Origin of the sequence: Paenibacillus sp. FSL W8-0919, from assembly GCF_038003785.1 — a bacterium.
GTDB classification, from domain to species: Bacteria; Bacillota; Bacilli; order Paenibacillales; family Paenibacillaceae; genus Paenibacillus_AQ; species Paenibacillus_AQ lactis.
The window spans coordinates 1,522,510-1,540,673 of sequence record NZ_JBBOPV010000001.1; the positions used below are offsets into that span (position 1 = coordinate 1,522,510).

Here is an 18,164-nt window from a genome sequence, read left to right on the forward strand (position 1 = left end):
AGGCTTGAAGATAGATAGCGTTTGCGGGGGCCATACGATCAATTGAACAAAATGGGAGTGTTCACATGAGTATGCGGAAGTTTGCCGTAACGCCAGGGTTTGAGGTGGGCGGAACGATGTTCCGTCCCGAACAGCTGGCCGTCCTGGGCAGCGTCGTCGGCGAGGATGCCCGTATCGAAATGACAGGCTTCAAACAGCTGTATATCGAGATGGAGGAGGAACAGATGGAAGAGGCTCAGCGCCTGTTAAGGGCAGCCGGACTCCAGGTTCACCCTTCCGGCTTCGTCACCAAAAGTCTGATCGCCTGCCATTTCTGCAGGGGGGCAGAGGAAGCGGGCCTGGACGTAGCCCGGGCCCTTGATGAAGCGATTGCCGGGCATCCGGTACCCTCGCCGCTCAGGATCGGATATGCAGGCTGCGCGCTCGGCACGAGCGAACCGCTGCTGAAGGATATCGCCGTCATCAAAATGCGGGATAAGTACGATATGTATGTCGGTGGAGAACCGCGGGGCCTAAAGGCTTTGCTGGCCAAGCAGCTGCATGCCGGCCTGGAAGCAGAGGAGCTTGTTCCGATGATACGGAGCTTGATTGCGATTTTTCAGGAGCAGGGTAAGAAGAAAGAGAAATTTTCAAGATTCGTGGACCGGATCACACTGGAACAGCTGCGGAAGCTAACCGCCAATGCCCGGATGGAGCCGGCAGGGTAAAGCGAGACATCACCATATGGTGGTGTCTTTTTTTGTACGCCCTGAAATTATATTTGACGAGCAGCTGGATATACTTAGAAGGCCTTTTTATAGAGGTTTTTTTGTGCCGGGAGCGAGGTCGTATGAAAAAGGGAGGAATAGGGAAAGCCCCCATATGATACAGCTGCGGGACAGTTGACGAACGGAGTGAAAGGGTATACAATTTAATTGTTAAAAGCTTTTAACTATTTAATATCGTGATATATGTATTCGACTATTCCTGATCGGGGTGATCAAAGCTGGATAAGAAGGAGCAGCTGTCCCACATGGTGTCCCGCCAGATGATGACGCTTGTGGCCAGCTATGCCCAAATACTGGACAGCGATCTGACAGGACCTCAATATTACGTGCTGCAGACGCTGGCTAATGAAGGCGACCAGACAAGCTCCTATTTTGCGAGCGTGCTGAACGTGACTTTGCCTTCGATCACCAATCTTAGCAACAAGCTGGTGAGTAAGGGACTCATTGAACGGGTCACGTCCGAAGCCGACCGGCGGCAGGTCTATCTGAGAATCACGGAACGTGGCCGTGAGATGGAAGCCCGCATGGTGGAGAAATACCGGGAGCTGAACGAAGGATTGTGGTCGGATTATACCGAAGAGGAGCTGGATTTGCTGATCTCAGCTTATGCGAAGATGATTGACCATTTTCAGCTCAAGATGAACCCGTCCGGAAACAGGGACGGCAAATAACAATCAGGAGGTCATCCAATATGGGAAGACTGGACAATAAAGTAGCGATCATCACAGGTGCGGCCGGCGGTATGGGAAAGGCGGATGCCTTGCTGTTTGCGAAAGAGGGCGCGAAGGTAGCGATCACCGACCTGCAGGAGGATAAAATCCAGGAGGTCGTGGCCGAGATCCAAGCCAGCGGCGGCGAAGCCATCGGCTTCAAGCAAAATGTCGCTTCGGAGGAAGATTGGATCCGCGTCGTGGACGAAACCGTGAGGAAGTACGGCAAGATTGATATTTTGGTCAACAATGCCGGCATCTCGAACGCAACCCCGTTCATGGATTTGACGGTTGAAGGCTGGGAGAAGACGATGTCGATTAACGTGACGAGCATTTTCCTCGGCCAAAAGTACGTCATCCCGCATATGATCGAAGCCGGCGGCGGCTCCATCATCAACATTTCCTCCATAGCCGGCCTGACGGGCGGCAGCGGCGCGGGACCTTACACCGCAAGCAAAGGCGCCGTGCGCATGCTGACCAAGGCGACCGCCGTCGATTTTGCACAGCATAACATCCGCTGCAACTCGATCCATCCGGGTTACATCGAAACGCCGATGACGATCTCTCTGTTCAAGAACGAGCAGATGATGCAGTGGTTCCAATCGCAGACTCCGCTTCCACGCCTCGGCAAACCGGAGGATATCGCGAATGGCGCCTTGTTCCTGGCTTCGGACGAATCCTCTTACATTACGGGCATCGAGCTCCCGATCGACGGCGGATACTACGCGAAGTAACCGGAGATCCCTCATGTTCGGTCAGCACATGATCGGATATGACGAATGGATCACTGTCAGATACACGGGTACCCAGGAATTTTAAGAAGACTTTTGTAGATCATTGAATATTGGTCCTTGATATATAGCGTTCACTTATATCCATTAAGGGAGTGTTGTTCCATGTCCGATCATCAACAGATTGCAGTCATCACCGGCGCGGCCAGCGGAATCGGGAGAGCGAGCAGCCTGAAGCTGGCAGAGAACGGCGCAGCCGTCGTCCTGGTTGATTTCAACAAGGAGGCTGGGGAAGAAACGCTCCGTATGATTAAGGAACAAGGCGGAGAAGGCATTTTCGTACAGGCCGATGTGTCCAAGAGCGAGGATGTGCAGAACTACGTAAATAAAGCTGTCGAAACCTACGGCCGAATTGACTTTTTCTTCAACAATGCGGGGATTATACAGAAGTTCTCCATGCTCGATGATATCGAGGAGAGCGAATTCGATCGTCAAATGTCCGTTAATGTGAAGGGCTGCTTCCTCGGCATGAAATACGTGCTGAAGGTCATGAAAGAGCAGGGCAGCGGCCATATTCTGAATACGGCTTCGACGGCGGGCATCCGCAGCGAGCACAGTGCTGGAGCTTATTCGGCAAGCAAGCATGCGGTCGTCGGCTTGACGAAATCCGCGGCACTCGAATATGTGAAGAAGGGCATTCGCGTGAACGCGATCTGTCCGGGCGGCGTGCAGACACCGTTGACGGCAGCCGTGGCGAAGTCCTTCGAAGAGAGCGGCTATGTGCCTGAGGAGATCCCTGACATGCGGATGGGGCGTGCGGCCGAGGCCGACGAAATCGCGAACGTGGTTGCGTTTATGGCTTCACCGGGGTCCAGTTATATGACGGGCTCGCTCGTGACGATCGACGGCGGGTTGACGCTGTAACACAGGGTTTCAATATGCAAGGCCAGTCAGCCGGATTCAGCGGCGGGCTGGCTTTTTTGGGCTTTATACACCAAGCGAACCTCACCTTGTGCGCCGGGGCGTGGTCCTGGCATGGTAAGATGGCTGGCTGGTTTATATTAAATTAATTATGCCCCTTCTATGACTTTTTCGTGCATATTTGTGTGTGATTTCGTGTGCATTAAAAAAAGACCTACCCGCGTATAACAACGCTGGGTAGGTTTTATCCAGTGGAATGATTCGCTTAGCGCTTACTCAGGCCGACGGCGTCTGCCAACAGCTCGTAGGACCGGAGACGCGCCTTGTGATCATAGATCGCGGCGGCTACAATTATTTCATCCGCTTGAGTCATGCGCTGGAACTCCTCCAGCTGCGCGCGGACGGTAGCCGGGCTGCCGATGGCGGAGAAGCTGAGCTGCCGCTTCACGATCGCCTGCTCCTGCAGGTTCCACAGATCATCCATGCTGTCGACCGGCGGGCTGAGCTGGCCGGTACGGCCCCGGATGATGTTCAGGAACTGCTGATACGGCGATGTCGCCAGCCGCTGGGCTTCCTCGTCGGTATCGGCGCAGATGACGTTCACGCCGATCATCGCGTAAGGCTTGCTAAGCTCCTCCGACGGGCGGAAGGTGGAGCGGTACAGGTCGAGCGCCGGCATAAGGTAATCCGGCGCGAAGTGGCTCGCGAAGGAGAACGGAAGCCCGAGCTGTCCCGCCAGCTGTGCGCTGAAGCCGCTGGAGCCCAGCAGCCAGATCGGGATGTCGAGCCCTTCGCCCGGTATTGCCCGGACCCGCATGGACGAGCCGGAGATGGGCTTGAAATAGGTCCGCAGCTCGCCGAGGCGGTCCGGGAAATCCTGCCCATCGCTGCCGGGGCCGCGCCGCAGCGCCCGGGAGGTAAGCTGATCCGAGCCCGGCGCCCGGCCGAGCCCGAGATCGATCCGGCCCGGGTAGAGCGATTCGAGCGTGCCGAACTGCTCGGCGATGACCAGCGGCGCATGGTTCGGCAGCATAATGCCGCCCGACCCGACGCGAATTGTGTTCGTTCCGCCGGCCACGTGGCCGATGACGACCGAGGTCGCGGAGCTGGCGATGCCCGGCATATTATGGTGCTCGGCCAGCCAGTAGCGGTTGTAGCCCCATCGCTCGGCGTGCTGGGCGAGGTCGAGCGTATTTTTGAGCGACTGTGCTGCAGTGCTGCCAGCGGTAATCGGGGCGAGATCCAGGATCGAGATCGGAATATCGCTCACCGTTCTTGGTTCTGTATGATGAAGATCGGATTCAGACATGTTGGTTGCCTCCTTCTTCGTGCAGAGCACGGCAAGATTATATAGAGACGGGCATCCTGGCTTCCTGACGATAGGGCACCGAGGATGACCGCGGATAAGTATGGTATACCCAGTCACCGGATTCCCTATATAACCATCATTATATACCTAGTTAATTGATAAGAAAAATATGCAAGGGAATGATTGCCGGGTTAGCGGATTCCAAAACAGGACCCGACGAGGCTCCGAAGCTATTGATAATCCGATTCGGGCATTCCGATTGATCGATTGAGGCTGACTTTTCTCAAATTTGAAACTAAAAATATAAAGGAATGCCAGGGACGTTAACGAACTTCTTATCATTACATCGATTCAAAATGAAGATCTTTAAATTATCCAGGAGAGCAAGGGGAATGGCCTATGGCAAATTACAAAATGCTGGCACTTGATCTGGACGGCACGACGTTAAATGAAGAAGGAATCGTGACCGATACGACCCGGTATTGGATTCAAAAGGCGGTTGATTCCGGCGTCATGGTGATTTTCTCAACCGGAAGGGGGATGCAGACCGTCATCGACCTTTGGAACAGTCTGGGATTGAACGGCCCGATGGTACTGCTGAACGGAGCCGAGCTGTGGACGGGAAGGGAGCAGCTGTGCGAGCGGCATTTTTTGAAGCCGGAAGAAATTCGACAGCTGCACCGGCTGGCGCTGGAGGCGGACGCCCATTTCTGGGGATACAGCGTGGAGAGCCTTACGAATCGCAAAAACTGGACGGAGGAGATGTTTGAGCGGCGATGGATGAAATTCGGCATGCATCATCCTGATCTGTCGGTCATTTCGAAGCTGCGGGAGCTTGCCTCCGAGATCGATACGATTGAAATTTCCCGTTCGGCAGCCGTCAATGTGGAGATTTCCCCTCGCGGCATATCGAAGGAATCAGGCGTGCGTACGATTTGCAGCAGGCTTGGTATCGATATGCGCGAAGTGATGGCTATCGGTGATAACATGAACGATTACCGTCTAATCCGGGCAGCCGGACTTGGCATTGCCATGGGGAACGCGGATGAGGAGCTGAAGGCGATTGCCGATGCGCAGACGGACACGAATGCGCGGGACGGCGTTGCCAAGGCGATTCAGCGCTATATTTTCGCTGATTGACAGCCTTGGATGGTAATCGTTAAGGAGATGGAGTGGCAGTAGTATAACGAGACAAGCCCAATGGCGACTCGTCCAAGCATCGACGATAAACATCATGCAGCAGCGACTGCGGAATGAATCGCGGGGGCTCTTTCCATAATCCAAAGAGGTGCCCCCAAGATCTGCTAATCTTATGGGGCACCTCTTATGGTGCGCCCGGCATGGGCGATAACTTGGCGGTGAAAGTCCGCTACAGGCTTGGCAGTAGGAACTGTTAGCCAAAGGCAAGGGTGTCCGCCGCGAGGCGGAATCTGAAGGAAGCCGGAGGCAAACCCTCGGTCTGACGAACAGAAATCACATAGAAGGCATGGTGGGGCGGACGAGCTTGCCATACAAAGCAAAGTCCAATACTGCCCGAACCCCATTATGTAGATGTGGCAGATAGATGAGGGGAAGGTTATCGTTCTTACCCGGGGAGGTCTCACAGACGTGGAGTAGGAAAAAAAAAAAAAAAAAAATTCCGAAACACGGAGCAAAACTTACTGTGAGAAGTCAGCAGAAGCCATACTACCGAGTTTTTTTTTTGGGAAGGGCTGAACAATCGTAAGTCTCAAGTACACACAGGAAGGAGAATCGGTGCAATGAAAGCAGAAAACCGTAAGGGCTGCCTGCAAAGGGATAGTGTGGAACATGAAGAGTATGCAGGAGCGCAGAGCATCGACACTCGGGAAAGTAGAGAAAGAGACGGTGCAATCGAATTGCTGGAAAGGATACTGAACAGGAACAACCTGAACAAGGCCTTCAAGCAGGTCAAAAGTAATCACGGAGCGCCGGGAATCGACGGAATGACCGTCGAGGCGGCACTACCGTGGCTGCAGGAAAACAAAGACGAACTGCTGCAAAGTATTCGAGATGGAAGGTACAAGCCGAATCCGGTACGGCGCAAAGAAATCCCCAAACCAGATGGAAGCGGAGTGCGAAAGCTTGGCATACCCACGGTCGTGGATCGAGTCATCCAACAAGCAATCGCCCAGCAACTGCAACCCCTGTTTGAACCGCTCTTCTCAGATGGAAGCTATGGCTATCGCCCGAAGCGAAGCGCGCAGCAAGCCATACGAAAAGTAAAAGAGTACGCGCAAAAGGGCTACGGATACGCGGTAGAAATCGACCTCTCCAAATATTTCGACACACTGAACCATGAATTGCTGATGAATCTCTTGCGAAAACAAATCCATGACAAACGCGTTACCGATCTGATTAAGAAATATCTAAAAAGCGGAGTGATGGAAAACGGGATTCATTGCAAGACGGAGGAAGGCTCACCCCAGGGTGGCCCCCTATCGCCGCTTCTGGCCAACATCTACCTGAACGAATTCGACCAGGAGATGAAGAGCCGAGGTGTCCAGGTCATCCGGTATGCGGATGACATAGTGGTGCTAGCCAAAAGCAAACGGGCGGCGACGCGGCTTCTGGAATCGTGCAGAAAATATCTTGAGAACAAGCTGAGACTTAAGATGAATACGCAGAAAAGCAAGGTGACCAGTGTAGTGGCCCGGAAGCACTTCAAATTTCTTGGCTTTGCATTGGGAAAGAACAGAAACGGCTTGTATATTCGTGTCCACCCGCAATCCCTCACAAAAGCAAAGAAGAAGCTGAAAGAACTGACGAGCCGAAGTCAAGGAAGAAACGCACGAGAAGTTATGGAGAAGGTGAAAGTCTACATTCGCGGGTGGCTTGGCTACTATTACGTGGCGGACATGAAACGGATATTGCAAAGCTGGAACGAATGGGTTAGAAGACGGCTACGCATGTACATCTGGAAGCAATGGAAGAAGCCAAGAACAAAAGTACAGAACCTACGCAAGCTGGGGGTGCCGCAGTGGCAGGCCTACCAATGGGGGAATTCTCGACTGGGCTACTGGCGTATAGCCGGAAGCGCGATACTACAGCGTTCGATTACAAACGAAAAACTCGTACAGGCAGGATATTATGATTTTCCTGCGCAGTACGAGCGTCTGCGTAATTGCACTTAAGCGATTGAACCGCCGTATACCGAACGGTACGTACGGTGGTGTGGAAGGTCGGCTACTCAACTAATGGGTAGCCTCCTATCCGATCGTGATTACGATTCCCTTAGAGGGAAGCAGAATTTGCTTTTTTCTGCGCTGGATCTATAGTTTACTCCTCCAAGCCGAAGCCAGCCGGAGCTTCAATTCGCTCGAGCCCGTTCATATAAGGCTGCAGCGCCTTCGGAATACGGATCGAGCCGTCCGCCAGCTGGTGGTTCTCCAGCAGCGGGATCAGAATGCGGGGCGAAGCGACGGCGGTGTTATTCAAGGTGTGGCAGTGGCGAAGCTTGCCTTCCGCATCCCGGTAGCGGATGTTCGAGCGCCGGGCCTGGAAGTCGAGCAGGTTCGACGACGAATGGGTCTCGCCATAGGCCCCGCGGCTCGGCATCCATGTCTCAATGTCGTACTGCTTATACGTCTTCTGCGACATATCGCCGGTGCAGACGGCAACGACCCGGTACGGGAGCTCCAGCTTGCCCATCAGCTCCTCGGCATTGGCCGTGATCTCCTGAAGAAGCCGCTCCGACGTCTCCACGTTCGCCTCGCACAATACGACCTGCTCGACCTTCGCGAACTGGTGCACGCGATAAAGACCGTAGACGTCCCGGCCGCCCGAGCCGACCTCGCTGCGGAAGCACATCGATGCGGCCGCCAGGCGGATCGGCTGCGATACGTCGACGGTTTCGCCGCTGTAGTACGATACCAGCGGGACCTCCGAGGTGCCGACGAGCCATTTGTCTTCCTCGGCAATCCGGAATGCCTGATCCTGGCCGAGCGGGAAGAAGGCGGTGTTTTGCATAGCCTCCGTCCGTACGGTCAGCGGCACATCCATCAGGGTAAAGCCCTTTTCAACAAGCATATCGATCGCAAGCTGCTGCACCGCTCGATGAAGCAGGGCGCCCATACCCGTCAAGTAGTAGCTCCGGGTGCCGGCGGTTTTCACCCCGCGAGGGATGTCGATCATGCCGTGGAGCTCTCCAAGCGCGACATGGTCTTTATATTCAAAATCAAATGCAGGAGGCGCGCCTACGCGTCTGACCTCCACGTTGTCCTGATCCGAAGCACCGACCGGCGTATCCGGCGAGACGATATTCGGGATGAGCAGGAGAAGCTCCTGATATATGGCCTCAACCTCGCGGAACTGCGCCTCCTGGCCGCTCAGGCGCTCGTTGATCGTTTTGACCTGCTGCTTCGTTTGTTCGGCCGCTTCTCTGCTGCCCTGACGCATCAAGAGGCTGATCTCCTCCGACAGCGCGTTCCGCTGCTGGCGCAGCTCTTCCACCGACAGCAGCAGCGCCCGCCGCTTGTCATCCAGCTCAAGCAGTTTTTCCACCGACAGGGCGATCCCTTTCTGGTCTGCTACCCGCTGCAATTCCTCCTGTGCTTCTTTGCTTTGCCGAATCCATTTCATGTCCATCATGGTTAACCGCGCTCCTTTTCATATTGAAAAATAAAAAAGCGTCCTAGTCCATATGGGACGAGGGACGCTTAAGCGCTCGCGGTGCCACCCAAATTGATTGAACCGTACCTGCGCGTATAACAATGCCGCGGGCCCTCATTCAATCCTCTTGATTCCGCAGTAACGGGCGGACCCGGTTAACTTAGGGGACGGTGCACCTTACAATCGATCGGCTGCCCGGTTCCCTTGGCGAAAACGCCTCCGAGTTGGATGCTCTTCATCGGCCTGATGCTGATATTGTTGTACAGTATACCGCAAGAGGCCACTTTTATACAAGGGGCAGCACGCGAAACATTACATCGAGGCCGCCTGCTGCCCGGCCTGCCGCTTCTTCCAGAAGGGAGGCTGATCTGCGTCCCAGCGGAAGGTCAAGACGGCCGCCCCGAGGCACAGAATTGTAAATCCGATCAGGATGGCGAGCGGCAGCCAGAGTCCGGAAGCATTCCCTTCAGGATGAACGGCGATGCCCATGGCTTCCACCAGATAGTGAAACGGCTGCAGATGGCCAATGGTAACGACCCATTGCGGAGCATGGTCCAGGGAGTAGAAAGCCTCGCTGGTGAACAGCATCGGAAAGCTGATCAGGTTGGAGATCATGTTGACATTGCCTTCGTCCTTTGACAGGTTAGCGGCCAGAAAGCCGAGCGCGGTAAAGCACACGGTACCGATCAGCAGGACAGTCAGCATCAGCGCCAGGCTGAGCAGATTCAGCTTCACTCCAAGGAGCACAACGCTCATCAAGGTTACGCATGCACTGACGAGGAGCGCCAGCACGGTGCGGGAGCCTGTCATCGCAGCGACGAACGAGGCGGTACGGAACGGGGTGGCGCGCAGCAGCTTGTAGACGCCCCGGTTGCGCTGAGCCATCACGTTAAAGGCCGTAACCATCGTTGCTCCGAACAGGATATTGGTCGTGAGCACACCGCTCAGCAGGCGGTACGAATAAGCTCCGTCGTTAAAATAAAGCCCTAGCCCCGCCAGCATGGCAATGGGAAAGACAATGTTCCAGACAAGGGTGTGGGTATCGCGGAAGAGTGCCCGCAGCATGGTGTTCATGATGGTAAGCATAGAAATTCCTCCTTTTTGGTTTTCGTTTCGGCGCGAGAAGCCATAGAAGAGAGGGACATTAGCCGCTCCCGCTCTTGCCAGGTTCGTTCACGTTGGTTGTGCATCCGCATCCGTCAGCCGGATGTACAGCTCCTCCAGGCTATCGACCTGGTAACGGTCCAGCAGCTCCTCCGGGGTGCCGGAGGCCCGGACCCTTCCGCCGCTGATGAGCACCAGCCGGCCCGCCAGCTTATGCACCTCCTCCATGTCATGGGACGTGAAGACGATGGATGCGCCGGATTCGGCCAGCGAGCGAATAAGCTCCCGAATGTCCCGGCGTGCCCGAGGGTCAAGTGCGGCCGTCGGCTCATCCAGCACGATCAGCTTCGGCCCGTGCACCAGGGCCATGGCGATCGCGAGCCGTTTCTGCTGGCCCCCGGAGAGCCGCAGCGCATCGGTTCTCGCGGCCTCCTCCAGACCGCAGCGGCTCAGCTGGCGCATCAGCTCCGAGTCCGGGAGACGCAGGCCGTAGAAGGCTGCGAACATCCGCAGGTTCTCGAGCGCGGTGAAGCCGGGAAAGAACGGGGTCGACTGCAGCTGCAGCCCGATATGGCGCGCGGGCTCCTGCGTCCAGTACAGCACGCGTCCGGCATCCGGACGGCGGAGCTGAAGGACCAGATCCAGCGTCGTAGACTTTCCTGCTCCGTTCGGCCCGATGATGGCCAGCACCTCCCCTTCCCGGATAGCCAGATCCACGCCGTCTACGACGGTGCGGGAGCCGTAGCTTTTCGTCAATCCCGAGGCTTGAATCAAGGTTTTCGTATGCATCATCTACATCCTCCTTATATTAACCAATGTTATTTATCCAATGTTGGATATATGCCGTGAATGAAAGCCGCAGTCTGAACTGCAGCTATCCTGAGGCACTTATTCCTGCAATAAGTCCATGATGTTTCGGAGAAAGGCGGCATCCTGCTCGAGCAGCGAGATGGCGTTATCGAAGGTGGCCATGGCGATCTTGGAGAGCCCGTATTGTCCCTTGATCTCCTTGCCTGAACGCCACTGGGCGAGCGATTCCTCGACCTGCCGCAAATTTTGCTCCAGCAGCTCCAGCGCCTCCGGCTTCGGAATGCTCTCGATCCAGATGAGACCGAGGGAGAAGTCCGATTTGACCGAGTGCGGGGGCAGGGTCAGCGTTTCGCGGATCATCTGCTGGAACAGCTCTTCCCCCGCGTCCGTAATGCTGTATATTTTACGAAGCCGGGCGCCGGTGCGCTCCTCCGCGGTGGCCACAATGAGGCCGTCCTGCTCCATTTTATTCAGCGCGTAATAGATCGAGCCGGACAAAATATTCGTCCACAAGTCCATGCGGCTGCTCTGAATGAGCTGCTGGATCTCATATCCGTGCATGGGACGCTGGCGGAGGAATGAGAGCAGAATCAAATTGGTCATGTCGTTCACTTCTTTCGAATGAATTGAGACTCCTTGTAATATAAGGGCGGAAAATAAGGGATCATCCAGAATCCAATATCCAACATTGGATATTCAACTAAGGTGATTATATGGAGGATGGAATCATTTGTCAAGCTGTGATCGGGGGAAGACTTCTTTTTAGAGGCCACCGGGGGTAGTCTCCAGTTACCAGACCATGGTGCGAGATTGAAACGAACACTGCCCCGAGCACTTGCGGTGGAAGCCCGTCTGTTGTCCGCGGCGATGCTTTAAAGCATATCCTATGCTTTATCGAGGCAATGATACTATAATAGGGGCATACCGTGTTGAATCGGAAGCTGTCATCAGGAGGATTGGGATTGAACGAATCATTGAAGCGGGAGCATGACATCATCAAGGTCTGCCTGTTGGCAGGAAAAATCATGCTGCAGAGCGGAGCGGAGACATACCGGGTGGAGGACACCATGATGCGGATCGCCGCCTCGTTCGGTGTTACGAACAGCCACAGCTATATGACGCCGACGGGCATCATCTTTTCCGTGGAGGAACCGCAGCATATTACGCGCTTGATCCGGATTTCCGACCGGACCACGAATTTGGACAAGATTGAAAAGGTCAACAGTGTGTCGCGAAAAATAAGCCTGGGTGAATTGACGATTGAAGAAGCGTATCAGGCTCTTCAGCAGATCGAGCAAGAACCGTCCATCTATCCCAACTGGCTGCTGATCCTGCTCTCGGCCGTCGCCAGCGGCTGCTTCTTGATCATGTTCCGCGGCATTTGGGCCGACTTCCTACCGGCTGCGGTAGCCGGAGGGCTTGGTTTTACATGCTTTGTGGTGATGCACCGGGTCATTTCGGTCCGGTTCTTTGCGGAATTTTCGGGTGCGCTTGTCATTGGCATCGTCTCGGTATGGCTGGTCAATCTCGGGATCGGGCAGGAACTGGATACGATCATTATCAGCTCGGTTATGCCGCTTGTGCCCGGGCTGCTCATCACGAATGCGATTCGTGATTTGATGGCCGGTCACCTGATTTCGGGCTTGTCCAAGGGGGCGGAGGCCTTCGTTACGTCGTTTGCCATCGGAGCGGGCGTGGCGTTCACGCTTTCATTCTAGCCGAGGGATGTGGGACATCCCGGATCGGTGGTTTTAATCAAAATCCATAGAGTAGAGGAGGATGGCCGTGATCGGCTTTTATATCCAGCAGCTCGTGACGAGCTTTATCGCTTCCGCCGCCTTCGGCATGATCTTCAACGCGCCGCGGAAAGCGTTGCTGCAATGCGGCTTTGCCGGAATGGTGGGCTGGCTGCTCTATATTTTGCTACAGGATATGGCGGTCAAGCCGGTGACGGCCACGGTGGTGGCGGCCTTCTGCGTCACGATGATCAGCCACTTTTTTGCGAAGAAGTACAAGACCCCGATCATCGTTTTCAGCGTATCGGGCATCATCCCGCTCGTACCGGGCGGGGTTGCTTACAATGCCCTCCGGCATGTGGCGGAGAATCAGTTCGATCAGGCCGTGCAGCTGGGGGCACAGGCTTTTATGATCTCTGGCGCCATCGCGCTCGGGTTGCTGCTCTCGGAGGTCATCAACCAGGTGATCCGAAAATGGTCCGTTACGCGTTAAGCTGGGTTATGAAATGCTTCAAGTATAAGCGCTGGCGTAATACACCACGGGAATGTTCACTTATCCTCATCATGCAGCCGCTCCAGCAAACCCAGCTCATAGCCTTTGGAAACCGCACCAATCCTCGTCTTGACACCGAGTTTCCGGTTAATGGCCGTCATGTGGTATTCAACCGTCCGTTGACTCATCAACAACACCGTTGCAATTTCCTTGTTCGTTTTCTCTAACGCGATGTGTTTTAACACCTCCCGTTCCGTCGGTGTCAATTGGTCGGTTCTGGGGAGAGCAGTCATCCGCTCCGATACCAGCCGGTGACCGAGCAGGCTCTGTCGAATGGCATTCATGATTTGCGGGTAGGTCGCTTGCTTGGACAAATAGGCATGCACGCCGATCTCAAAAGCTTTATGTACATATTCGTCGTACTCGTATCCCGATAATACGATCATCTTGACTGAAGTGCCATAAGTTCGTTTTAGCTCCTCTAGCACCTCGAATCCGTTCATGCCTGGCATCGAGATATCAATAACGACGACATCCGGATGCAGCAATGCGATTTGAGACAATAGTTCGCGAGGGTCATTGAATGTTCCGGCTACACGAATATCTGATTCTCGCTCAAGTCGATTTTTCAACCCCTCCATGACTAGTGGATGGTCATCCAGCAGTACCACCTTGATGGGCTGCTCCATGGTTTGAACTCCCTTCCTGCTTCGGCAGCCAAACGTGGACGTTTGTCCCGCGCCCGGTTGCCGAGTCAATATCGATATCACCCTTGAATTGTGCAACCTGGCTTCCGATCGTGGCGAGCCCGAATCCGCGCCCGCCTGCAGCAACCGGATCTATTCCGATGCCGTCATCTTTGATTTGACAGTGGACCGCGTCATGGGTTTCCCATAAACGTATAGTCAGATTGTCCGCCTTGGCGTGTTTTAACGCATTGTTTGCAAGCTCCCGCACAATACGAAACAATGTGATCTTGTATAACGGAGATAGCGTTTCCGGCAGCCCATTCACGAGATTAGTCGTCGGCCCGCCATTCTCTTTAATCGTACGCATCAGCCAGCGCAGAGCGTCACCCAGTCCCGCTTGATCGACGATATGTGGATACAAATCATCACAGAGCAGGCGGATGTCGCGCTGTGTATCGTAGAGACATTTCAACCAGATTGCTGTGTGCTGCTTGCTGCATTGTTGCGTATCATGCAATTCTTCCAGATCGCGGGAGAGAAAAATAAGGTTTTGCAAAACATGGTCATGCAAATAGTATGACGTTCGAACCTGCTTCGCTTCTTGCGCTTCCACTAGACGGTATTCGGATTGATCCCCGGTCAATGTGCCGCGTGCTTGACGCAGCTCATCAAGCAGGGCAGTGTTCGTCAGCAAACGAACGGTTTCCCGTCTCACCTTATCGATTAACCCGAGCTCCTCCGAGGTGAAAACGGTTCGGTTTTTTTTCGCGCCTAATCCCAAATAGCCTATGATCGGTTCGCCGGGTTGGACAACAAGGTCCAGCACCTGTTCGAAACCGTGTCCTGACAGCGCCTCCCGCGGAATTGGCTTGCCTGCATCGGCGAATTCCGTGATTTCCGCAAACCGCCCCGTTCCGTAGATGACGGCTTCAGTATCACGATTCCAGACAAAGCACAACCCCTCTATTTCCGTTACGCTATGGACAAGCTCTGCAGGCATGCGCAGCAGGTCGCGGCTATTGCGGTGTTCTGCAAGCCGGATTGACATCTCCAGCCGTTGTCGGTCAAGCCGGTCTTCACGCCGCTCCCGTTGTCGCTTGATGCTGTTGATGCTCATCTGGTGCATCAGCACAAGGATAAGGAATGCGCCGCATAGCACAAGCGTTGTTTTGGAAGCGCTGCTGCGAATGAGAGCAGCGATCAAAATGAGCATCAGCCCGATATATAAGCCGTGTATGGCCAGTCGCGGAAGATAGAAGCGCATGTCGACCAGCTTCTGTCGTGCCAATAGCCACAATACGGAAGCCGGGAGGACCACGAGGCCGGTCAACGCCGTGTCCGGGGGCGTCATAAATTCGCCCCACAGCAGATCGGGCAGCGCACACAGGAACAAATAGGGCAAAAGGCTGAAGGCTAGCGCTGTCGCAAACGTGAGCAGGCTGTTTTTCTCGGCACGGTCCATCGCTTTCCAATAGGCAGCCGCAATAGCGAATATAGCTAGAAATGTTGCGAACAGCCCCATATGGATGACGCTCCGGGTCCAACCTGGAATAACGCCCAGTGAGAAGATGATCAGGGCATACGCGGCGAACAATGCGGCCATCACACGGTATAAGGCCAGCACCAGGCCGATCCACCGGGGAACAGATCGGAATACGAAGGAGATGAAAAAAGCCAACAACAGGTAAGGCAACGAGCTCGCCACCAACGGCATAATCCATCCGGTCAGCGTGTTCTCCGTCGAGTATACGGACAGCAGCGTCGCTGCCATGGATACATTCAGCGCATAAAACAGACGGACCATATGTGACTCGGGCTTTTTCCGGTAAGCCACCAGTCCGATGGCAAGCAGCGCCAGCTCCGCGCAACCGGTGAACAACCCCTTGTACACGTCTGATGATTTTGCGCTATTACGCATTTCAATCGTGCCCAGTCCATCACGCATGAACAGAAGCGTCCCCGATTGCTTCAAATATGACTGGCTGCCGAGCTCGATCATATCAATTGGTGCTTTGCCATCCACCGCGACGAGCTGATCCCCGATACGAACGCCCCATTGCGCTGCATGGCCTGCACGATCGACGGATGATACGATCCATGCGCCACGATCCTCGCGGAACAATAAACCGGTATATGGATTTTGAAGCGTAGCGACATGGATGTAGGCCGCTGCAACAAGGTATAAAAGGGCCGTTCCGTATATGACCCAGTTGTATTTCCGCAGAATAGTCGACAAGCTGCAACCCCCTTGCTGCCATTGTACTATCTTTTTTGCTGTGGATGAACGACAAACAGGTTTGTTTGCGTCACACCCCTACCAGATAGAGTGTAATGGCTCCCCACAAAAAGTTGGTGAACAGATGGAACAGGATGGCTACATAAATATTTTTCCGCAGCTTGACTAAAATTTCGAATGGAGTAACGATTGCCAGAGGCAAGAGGGCCCAGTTGATGGGAGCCTGCCACATGTGGTAGAAATAGAAAATGAAGGAGATCCACAGCCAGTCAAACTTTAAGCGCCCCACTTTACGCAGCAGATAGCCACGGAAATAAATTTCTTCCCCGATGAAATTGCCGACAAGGCCGACCAGAAGCAGCGGTAACGGGAAATCGTAATATCCCTGGTTGAAAATATGCCATTCTCCCATATGAAGCGCAGAAAACCCGTTCAACCACTCAAACAGCGGTGTATACACATATCTCATGTAAGGCAGCGAAAGTATTGTGAACAGGACAGTCAAGAGGGGCAGAACGGTCAGTATTCCCTTCAGATCGAATTTTCCAAAACCAAGGTAAACAAGGGACTGTTTGAACGACAGCCCGTCTTTGAAGCGGAGCATCAAAAAAGGAAAGAGCATATGCCATCCGATCGACATCACGACGAGAGCAATAAACTGTACATAAACAGAGGATAGACCCGTCCACTTCATGAGCGGCTCACGCAACGGAAAGGTGAATAAGTACGCGATCAGACCGGGGAGAAGGCCAAGAAACAGATAGAACGCGATTTGCTTCTTCGTCTTGGCTTCATATGAGCGTACGAAACGGACATAATCAGGATCAGACAAATTGAAGAAATGAATAATTTTCTGATAGAACGTTGACGGCATTTTAGGCATAAGAATAACCCTCCACATAAGGATACCAATTCAATGGCTGTTTATGTTCCTTATTATAGAGGGCTTAGATTAGGAGGAAATCCGTATTCCCCAACGATTCCGGGGGGGAAGCACGCCGAATTTTTTGCGTGATCACGCAGCGGATTTTTGCCGGCCAACGTGGAATGAATTGAACTCGTACCCAAATCAACCATTTATTTCACCGTGATGCTCATATTGCCTAGTCCAGTTTAAAAAGATAGAATGTTCGACCCCCAGGGATCTCACAATGGATTTCAAGCTTTATCGCACATGTTAACGAGGACGAAGGTCCTTAGCTGCTTTTTTTTGGGGAGGATCCTAATTATCAATTAAATCAATAACCTTAAAGATATCTTTGTTTAAAGTTGAAATAGCAGTCGTGTATTTGGATTTCGTAACAAATTCCTTAGGATAGCTCGTAATATTATACAGACTCACATCTTTTGTAGATTCTGAAGTTAATTGAGTGCTTATTTTCGCGAGTAATTCTTTTATCTCTTCCCAGTTCTCAGGGAGTTTTGCGTTATTCCGTTGAGTAAAGAAATATCTGTTTAATTTATAGATCATCGTTTGCAAATTTTTATTCGTTTCAACAATGTTATGAAGCTCATGATTATAATCATTGCTGTCCAAACCTTGGATTAACACTTCTAAATTTGAATAGTAATCAGTACTGTTTCCTATTAAAAATCCCTGTGACAATAAGAAGGCATCATTTGGTTTACTATACTTATCATTTTCTAGCTCCAATAACAATCTATACGTGCTTTGAATACGACTCGAATAATCCGTAAATATATTGTAGCTATTGTTATTGTCGTGGATCGGTTGAGAAGTTACAGGCAGTTTGTCCCCACCAACTCGGTTGGATACAACAAATTGGAGCAGGTTTGAAATCAGTACAAGTACGGTAGTTATTATAATCCACTTTAGTAAGTATCTTTTCTTCATTTCACTTCCCCCTTATCTTGCATTTGTTTTGCCTTTCACCAGACAAGAGCAGCCCTTTATCATTTTGCCATTCGCTTCATATATTCCTTTTTATTGTCTTCTCTGCAACCTGTGCCTTATAATCATCATGCATCAATTGAAAACGCATTCGCGTGGGAATGGAATCGAATTCAT

17 protein-coding genes are annotated in these 18,164 nt (G+C 53.1%); 8 read left to right on the forward strand and 9 right to left on the reverse strand.

Annotated elements, in window-relative coordinates; all coding sequences use genetic code 11:
- The first annotated feature begins 65 nt into the window (after positions 1-65).
- From NST44_RS06635 to NST44_RS06650, 4 genes are all read left to right on the forward strand, one after another.
- Positions 66-707, forward strand: coding sequence for a nitrite reductase (locus NST44_RS06635; RefSeq protein WP_251535802.1), 642 nt, complete (start codon positions 66-68; stop codon positions 705-707).
- 305 nt (positions 708-1,012) lie between these two features.
- Entirely contained in the window at positions 1,013-1,438 is a 426-nt protein-coding gene (locus NST44_RS06640) for a MarR family winged helix-turn-helix transcriptional regulator (RefSeq protein WP_007128951.1), read from the forward strand.
- Positions 1,439-1,458: 20 nt separating this feature from the next.
- On the forward strand, positions 1,459-2,211 hold the full coding sequence (locus NST44_RS06645; protein WP_340898450.1) for an SDR family NAD(P)-dependent oxidoreductase: 753 nt from the start codon (positions 1,459-1,461) through the stop codon (positions 2,209-2,211).
- A 162-nt stretch (positions 2,212-2,373) separates the two neighbouring features.
- Complete coding sequence (locus NST44_RS06650) at positions 2,374-3,132, forward strand: SDR family NAD(P)-dependent oxidoreductase (protein WP_007128949.1); 759 nt, start codon at positions 2,374-2,376, stop codon at positions 3,130-3,132.
- Positions 3,133-3,394: 262 nt separating this feature from the next.
- Here NST44_RS06650 and NST44_RS06655 read toward each other — a convergent pair whose 3' ends face one another.
- Positions 3,395-4,438 carry an LLM class flavin-dependent oxidoreductase gene (locus NST44_RS06655; protein WP_210094060.1) on the reverse strand — a complete coding sequence of 348 codons (1,044 nt, stop codon included), beginning with the start codon at positions 4,436-4,438 and terminating at the stop codon, positions 3,395-3,397.
- A gap of 399 nt (positions 4,439-4,837) precedes the next feature.
- Between NST44_RS06655 and NST44_RS06660 the strand changes: the two genes are divergently transcribed.
- A complete protein-coding gene (locus NST44_RS06660) occupies positions 4,838-5,578 on the forward strand; it encodes an HAD family hydrolase (RefSeq protein WP_340898452.1) in 741 nt (246 codons plus the stop codon).
- A gap of 620 nt (positions 5,579-6,198) precedes the next feature.
- Positions 6,199-7,590 carry a group II intron reverse transcriptase/maturase gene (ltrA, locus tag NST44_RS06665; protein WP_213617299.1) on the forward strand — a complete coding sequence of 464 codons (1,392 nt, stop codon included), beginning with the start codon at positions 6,199-6,201 and terminating at the stop codon, positions 7,588-7,590.
- 145 nt (positions 7,591-7,735) lie between these two features.
- On the opposite strand, the gene serS is transcribed toward ltrA, so the two are convergent.
- The 4 genes from serS to NST44_RS06685 form a co-directional block, all read right to left on the reverse strand.
- Complete coding sequence (gene serS, locus NST44_RS06670; RefSeq protein WP_340898457.1) at positions 7,736-9,046, reverse strand: serine--tRNA ligase; 1,311 nt, start codon at positions 9,044-9,046, stop codon at positions 7,736-7,738.
- 333 nt (positions 9,047-9,379) lie between these two features.
- On the reverse strand, positions 9,380-10,153 hold the full coding sequence (locus tag NST44_RS06675) for an ABC transporter permease (protein WP_340898459.1): 774 nt from the start codon (positions 10,151-10,153) through the stop codon (positions 9,380-9,382).
- An 87-nt stretch (positions 10,154-10,240) separates the two neighbouring features.
- Positions 10,241-10,963 (reverse strand): ABC transporter ATP-binding protein, encoded by a 723-nt coding sequence (locus NST44_RS06680; RefSeq protein WP_340898461.1) that lies wholly within the window; start codon positions 10,961-10,963, stop codon positions 10,241-10,243.
- 96 nt (positions 10,964-11,059) lie between these two features.
- Complete coding sequence (locus NST44_RS06685) at positions 11,060-11,584, reverse strand: PadR family transcriptional regulator (RefSeq protein ID WP_007128943.1); 525 nt, start codon at positions 11,582-11,584, stop codon at positions 11,060-11,062.
- Positions 11,585-11,943: 359 nt separating this feature from the next.
- Between NST44_RS06685 and NST44_RS06690 the strand changes: the two genes are divergently transcribed.
- On the forward strand, positions 11,944-12,699 hold the full coding sequence (locus tag NST44_RS06690) for a threonine/serine exporter family protein (protein WP_340898463.1): 756 nt from the start codon (positions 11,944-11,946) through the stop codon (positions 12,697-12,699).
- Between the two features lie 61 nt (positions 12,700-12,760).
- A complete protein-coding gene (locus NST44_RS06695; RefSeq protein ID WP_213616160.1) occupies positions 12,761-13,210 on the forward strand; it encodes a threonine/serine exporter family protein in 450 nt (149 codons plus the stop codon).
- Between the two features lie 56 nt (positions 13,211-13,266).
- On the opposite strand, the gene NST44_RS06700 is transcribed toward NST44_RS06695, so the two are convergent.
- The 4 genes from NST44_RS06700 to NST44_RS06715 form a co-directional block, all read right to left on the reverse strand.
- A complete protein-coding gene (locus tag NST44_RS06700; protein ID WP_340898466.1) occupies positions 13,267-13,899 on the reverse strand; it encodes a response regulator transcription factor in 633 nt (210 codons plus the stop codon).
- On the reverse strand, positions 13,865-16,135 hold the full coding sequence (locus NST44_RS06705) for a sensor histidine kinase (protein WP_340898468.1): 2,271 nt from the start codon (positions 16,133-16,135) through the stop codon (positions 13,865-13,867). Before NST44_RS06705 ends, NST44_RS06700 begins: the two co-directional genes overlap by 35 nt.
- 70 nt (positions 16,136-16,205) lie before the next feature.
- Positions 16,206-17,018: a CPBP family intramembrane glutamic endopeptidase gene (locus NST44_RS06710; RefSeq protein WP_007128938.1), complete on the reverse strand. Its 813-nt coding sequence runs from the start codon at positions 17,016-17,018 to the stop codon at positions 16,206-16,208.
- 339 nt (positions 17,019-17,357) lie between these two features.
- Positions 17,358-17,990 (reverse strand): hypothetical protein, encoded by a 633-nt coding sequence (locus NST44_RS06715; RefSeq protein ID WP_007128937.1) that lies wholly within the window; start codon positions 17,988-17,990, stop codon positions 17,358-17,360.
- Between the last annotated feature and the right edge of the window lie 174 nt (positions 17,991-18,164).

What these genes read in the sequence shown, in the direction of transcription:
- NST44_RS06685 (WP_007128943.1), bottom strand. Translation starts at nt 11,584, where the DNA reads ATGACCAATTTGATTCTGCTCTCATTCCTCCGCCAGCGTCCCATGCAC.
- NST44_RS06640 (WP_007128951.1), top strand. Translation starts at nt 1,013, where the DNA reads ATGGTGTCCCGCCAGATGATGACGCTTGTGGCCAGCTATGCCCAAATA.
- ltrA (WP_213617299.1), top strand. Translation starts at nt 6,199, where the DNA reads ATGAAAGCAGAAAACCGTAAGGGCTGCCTGCAAAGGGATAGTGTGGAA.
- NST44_RS06650 (WP_007128949.1), top strand. Translation starts at nt 2,374, where the DNA reads ATGTCCGATCATCAACAGATTGCAGTCATCACCGGCGCGGCCAGCGGA.
- NST44_RS06675 (WP_340898459.1), bottom strand. Translation starts at nt 10,153, where the DNA reads ATGCTTACCATCATGAACACCATGCTGCGGGCACTCTTCCGCGATACC.
- NST44_RS06695 (WP_213616160.1), top strand. Translation starts at nt 12,761, where the DNA reads ATGGCCGTGATCGGCTTTTATATCCAGCAGCTCGTGACGAGCTTTATC.
- NST44_RS06700 (WP_340898466.1), bottom strand. Translation starts at nt 13,899, where the DNA reads ATGGAGCAGCCCATCAAGGTGGTACTGCTGGATGACCATCCACTAGTC.
- NST44_RS06645 (WP_340898450.1), top strand. Translation starts at nt 1,459, where the DNA reads ATGGGAAGACTGGACAATAAAGTAGCGATCATCACAGGTGCGGCCGGC.
- NST44_RS06635 (WP_251535802.1), top strand. Translation starts at nt 66, where the DNA reads ATGAGTATGCGGAAGTTTGCCGTAACGCCAGGGTTTGAGGTGGGCGGA.
- NST44_RS06680 (WP_340898461.1), bottom strand. Translation starts at nt 10,963, where the DNA reads ATGATGCATACGAAAACCTTGATTCAAGCCTCGGGATTGACGAAAAGC.
- NST44_RS06710 (WP_007128938.1), bottom strand. Translation starts at nt 17,018, where the DNA reads ATGCCTAAAATGCCGTCAACGTTCTATCAGAAAATTATTCATTTCTTC.
- NST44_RS06715 (WP_007128937.1), bottom strand. Translation starts at nt 17,990, where the DNA reads ATGAAGAAAAGATACTTACTAAAGTGGATTATAATAACTACCGTACTT.
- NST44_RS06655 (WP_210094060.1), bottom strand. Translation starts at nt 4,438, where the DNA reads ATGTCTGAATCCGATCTTCATCATACAGAACCAAGAACGGTGAGCGAT.
- serS (WP_340898457.1), bottom strand. Translation starts at nt 9,046, where the DNA reads ATGATGGACATGAAATGGATTCGGCAAAGCAAAGAAGCACAGGAGGAA.
- NST44_RS06660 (WP_340898452.1), top strand. Translation starts at nt 4,838, where the DNA reads ATGGCAAATTACAAAATGCTGGCACTTGATCTGGACGGCACGACGTTA.